Source organism: Klebsiella sp. JN_Kp127 (assembly GCF_040062505.1).
GTDB classification, from domain to species: Bacteria; Pseudomonadota; Gammaproteobacteria; order Enterobacterales; family Enterobacteriaceae; genus Klebsiella; species Klebsiella quasipneumoniae.
Genome location: NZ_JBEAHS010000023.1, coordinates 1 through 4,058, shown reverse-complemented (window position 1 = coordinate 4,058; position 4,058 = coordinate 1). Strand labels below are relative to the sequence as shown.

At 51.2% G+C, this 4,058-nt stretch carries 3 protein-coding genes and 3 tRNA genes; 5 read left to right on the top strand and 1 reads right to left on the bottom strand.

Annotation, left to right across the window (positions count from 1 at the left end; all coding sequences use genetic code 11):
- Positions 1 to 246: 246 nt before the first annotated feature.
- Positions 247 to 1,275 carry a UDP-N-acetylmuramate dehydrogenase gene (murB, locus tag ABLV04_RS08365; RefSeq protein ID WP_048336577.1) on the top strand — a complete coding sequence of 343 codons (1,029 nt, stop codon included), beginning with the start codon at positions 247 to 249 and terminating at the stop codon, positions 1,273 to 1,275.
- The gene (gene birA / locus ABLV04_RS08360; protein WP_023291589.1) at positions 1,272 to 2,234 is read left to right on the top strand and encodes a bifunctional biotin--[acetyl-CoA-carboxylase] ligase/biotin operon repressor BirA; all 963 of its coding nucleotides are present in this window, start codon (positions 1,272 to 1,274) and stop codon (positions 2,232 to 2,234) included. Before murB ends, birA begins: the two co-directional genes overlap by 4 nt.
- A gap of 26 nt (positions 2,235 to 2,260) precedes the next feature.
- Here birA and coaA read toward each other — a convergent pair whose 3' ends face one another.
- On the bottom strand, positions 2,261 to 3,211 hold the full coding sequence (coaA, locus tag ABLV04_RS08355) for a type I pantothenate kinase (RefSeq protein WP_032429237.1): 951 nt from the start codon (positions 3,209 to 3,211) through the stop codon (positions 2,261 to 2,263).
- Between the two features lie 429 nt (positions 3,212 to 3,640).
- Here coaA and ABLV04_RS08350 point away from each other — a divergent pair.
- The 3 genes from ABLV04_RS08350 (at position 3,641) to ABLV04_RS08340 (ending at position 4,001) form a co-directional block, all read left to right on the top strand.
- Positions 3,641 to 3,716 (top strand) — tRNA-Thr (locus tag ABLV04_RS08350).
- Positions 3,717 to 3,726: 10 nt separating this feature from the next.
- Positions 3,727 to 3,811: transfer RNA gene (locus tag ABLV04_RS08345), tRNA-Tyr, on the top strand.
- Between the two features lie 115 nt (positions 3,812 to 3,926).
- Positions 3,927 to 4,001 (top strand) — tRNA-Gly (locus ABLV04_RS08340).
- The last annotated feature ends 57 nt before the right edge of the window (positions 4,002 to 4,058 follow it).

The window sequence follows — 4,058 nt, the reverse complement described above, 5'->3', positions numbered from 1 at the left end:
ATAAAGCAGAAAGCTCAGTCGAAAGACTGAGCTTTTTTGCGTTTTTGTCCTCCGGCGAGGGTGCCGGTACGCCTCCCCGGTGGTGCTGTGCTTACCGGGGCTACGGACCTTGCGGGTTCTGTTGCCCGGACCGGTACACCACATCACCACCGTTAGCGCCCCGCAATATTATTGCCTCTGTAATCAGGCAAGCCTTCCCCCGCCAGATACGGTAAACTAACGCCGATTTTGCATCAGGAAGCCACTATGAACCACTCCCTCAAACCCTGGAATACCTTTGGCATTGAGCGATCCGCCAATACGATAGTACGTGCCGAAACTGAACAACAGTTATTAAGCGCCTGGCAAACCGCTGTCGCGGCTGGCGAACCCACGCTAATCCTTGGGGAAGGCAGTAACGTCCTGTTTCTGAACGACTATGCCGGTACGGTGATCCTCAACCGAATTATGGGGATCGAGGTGAGCGAAACCCCGGATGCCTGGCGCTTGCACGTCGGCGCCGGCGAAAACTGGCATCAACTGGTGCAGTTCACGCTACAGCATGCGATGCCTGGTCTGGAAAATCTGGCATTAATCCCTGGTTGCGCAGGATCTTCGCCTATCCAGAATATTGGCGCTTACGGCGTCGAATTGCAGCGGGTTTGCGAATATGTTGACTGCATCGAGCTGGAAACGGGACGTAAACAACGCCTTTCCGCAGCGGAATGCCGTTTCGGCTATCGCGACAGCATCTTTAAACATGAATATCAGGACCGCTACGCCATCGTCGCGATTGGTCTGGCGTTAGAGAAAGCGTGGCGACCGGTGCTGAGCTACGGTGATTTAACACGTCTCGATCCGCAGACTGTCACCCCGCAGCAGGTATTCGATGCGGTCTGTCATATGCGAATGACTAAATTGCCGGATCCAAAGATTAACGGTAATGCTGGCAGCTTTTTTAAGAACCCGATCGTCAGCGCTCAGGTTGCTGAAGCGCTGCTGGCGCAGTTCCCTGATGCACCGCACTATCCGCAGGCAAACGGCAGCGTCAAGCTGGCCGCTGGCTGGCTAATCGATCAATGTCAGCTCAAAGGACAACGCATCGGCGGCGCGGCCGTGCATCGACAGCAGGCGCTGGTACTGATTAATGAAGATCAAGCGACAAGTGAGGATGTGATAAAGCTTGCCCATTATGTTCGCCAGCAGGTGGGTGCGAAATTCAATGTATGGCTTCAACCCGAGGTGCGCTTCATTGGAACGCATGGTGAAGTCAACGCAGAGGAGAGCATTGCGTGAAAGACCATACTATCCCTTTAACGCTAATTTCTATCCTTGCTGATGGTGAGTTTCACTCAGGTGAACAGCTTGGCGAGCAGTTAGGCATGAGCCGGGCGGCGATTAATAAGCATATCCAGACTTTACGCGACTGGGGCGTTGATGTGTTTACCGTACCGGGCAAGGGTTACAGCCTGCCAGAGCCTATTCATCTTTTGGATGAGAAAAAGATCTCCCAACAGATAGAGCATGGCCGAGTGACTGTCCTTCCGGTAATCGACTCCACTAACCAGTATTTGCTGGACAGACTGGATGAGCTGACGTCCGGCGATGCCTGCGTGGCTGAATATCAGCAGGCAGGGCGGGGTCGACGAGGCAGAAAATGGTTTTCCCCCTTTGGCGCGAATCTCTATCTCTCAATGTACTGGCGTCTGGAGCAGGGCCCGGCAGCGGCTATTGGCCTAAGCCTGGTGATCGGTATTGTGATCGCTGAAGTGCTGCAGCAACTCGGGGCCGAACAGGTTCGCGTGAAATGGCCGAACGATATTTATCTGCAGGATCGTAAGCTGTCAGGGATCCTCGTGGAACTGACGGGAAAAACGGGCGATGCCGCACAAATCGTCAGCGGCGCGGGTATCAACCTTGTGATGCGTCACGTGGAGTCTGATGTCGTCAATCAGGGTTGGATCAGTCTTCAGGAAGCAGGGGTGGTCATCGATCGTAACCTCCTCGCCGCGCGCCTGATTAAAGAGCTGCGCCTGGGGCTGGAGCTGTTCGAGCAGGAAGGGTTGGCTCCTTATCTGCCGCGCTGGGAAAAACTGGATAACTTTATTCATCGTCCGGTAAAACTGATTATCGGTGATAAAGAAATTTATGGCATTTCCCGCGGTATTGACGCCCAGGGGGCGCTATTGCTGGAGCAGGATGGTGTGATAAAAGCCTGGGTCGGTGGTGAAATATCATTGCGCAGCGCAGAATAAAAAAGGGAGCTTCGGCTCCCTTTGCTTTATTTCCGTAAGCGTACCTGATTAACAGAATGATTGGCGCTCTTGGTCATAATCAGGCTGGCGCGCTCGCGGGTTGGAAGGATGTTTTCCTTGAGATTCATTAGGTTAATCTCATTCCATAGCGAGGTGGCAATATCCACCGCTTCTTCCTTCGACAGCTTGGCGTAATTATGGAAATAAGAATCCGGGTCGGTAAATGCTCCTTCCCGGAATTTAAGAAAGCGGTTGATATACCAGCTTTTCAATAATTCTTCCGGGGCATCGACATAAATAGAAAAGTCGACAAAATCCGATACGAATACATGATGCGGATCGTGTGGATAATCCATCCCACTTTGCAGAACATTCAGTCCTTCAAGAATGAGAATATCCGGTTGCGCGACAGTTTTATCGCCGTCGGGAATAACATCATAAATTAGATGGGAATAAACCGGTGCAGTTGCCTGTGGTACTCCTGATTTGAGATCGGAGACAAACTTCACCAGCCGATGCATATCATAAGACTGCGGAAAGCCTTTCTTCTTCATTAACCCACGTTCTTTCAAAACCGAGTTAGGGTGCAAAAATCCGTCAGTGGTAATGAGTTCAACATGGCGATGCTCAGGCCAACGGCTAAGCAAGGCCTGCAGTACACGGGCGGTGGTGCTTTTACCTACCGCAACGCTGCCAGCTATGCTGATTATATAGGGAATACGCTGACCGTTAGTGCCAAGAAATTGTTCGAGAACCGCCTGACGACGCAGGTTAGAACTAATATAGAAGTTGAGCAAACGCGACAGCGGCAAATAGATCTCAGCAACCTCTTCCAGAGAGAGATCTTCGTTGATGCCTTTTAACCGCGTGATTTCTTCCTCGGTTAACGTCATCGGGACAGAATCACGAAGTGCAGCCCATTGGTGGCGGTTAAATTGTAGGTACGGTGTCATTAACGTCTGCTCTTTTTGGCTCATAAGCATGTTCTTACCATCACCGAATACGTTGAAACGGCGATGCTTCACACGAGTTAATCAGGACAATGGGCAGGAGGGTAACACCAGATTGCCGGGAATAATAAGAAAAAAACTCATTGAATGCTGCTTTCTCGCGCCAGCGTCACAAGAGAGGAATAAGTTTCTTATGCTTTGCAAAGCATGGCCTTTGCTAACAGGATTGTGCTAACGGCCTGTTGCCTTTCAGTCTGCGGTCAGCATACGTTCCGGGTAAACGTGGATGACCGAAACCGCGCCTGCTGTGCTGTTTGCTGGCGATTATTTGCACTCCGTTGTTTGAAATTACACCGTTTTTTCGCGTAAGAGCACAAAATGTGAGCAAGAGAACGTTTTATGCAAATTTTTAGTTGCATGAACTCGCTCCTCTCCCTAGAATGCGCGCTACTTGATGCCGACTTAGCTCAGTAGGTAGAGCAACTGACTTGTAATCAGTAGGTCACCAGTTCGATTCCGGTAGTCGGCACCATAACAATTTGGGTGGGGTTCCCGAGCGGCCAAAGGGAGCAGACTGTAAATCTGCCGTCATCGACTTCGAAGGTTCGAATCCTTCCCCCACCACCACTTTCTGGCGACGCTTTGCGTAGCCGGAGTTGGTTGGGTAAACTAATCAGCTCAATACTACAGAGAGCAGTCTCTTTAGTATTACAGAAAGAACTGGGTAGCCGAGTTTCAGGATGCGGGCATCGTATAATGGCTATTACCTCAGCCTTCCAAGCTGATGATGCGGGTTCGATTCCCGCTGCCCGCTCCAGACGTGCTGATATGGCTCAGTTGGTAGAGCGCACCCTTGGTAAGGGTGAGGTCCCCA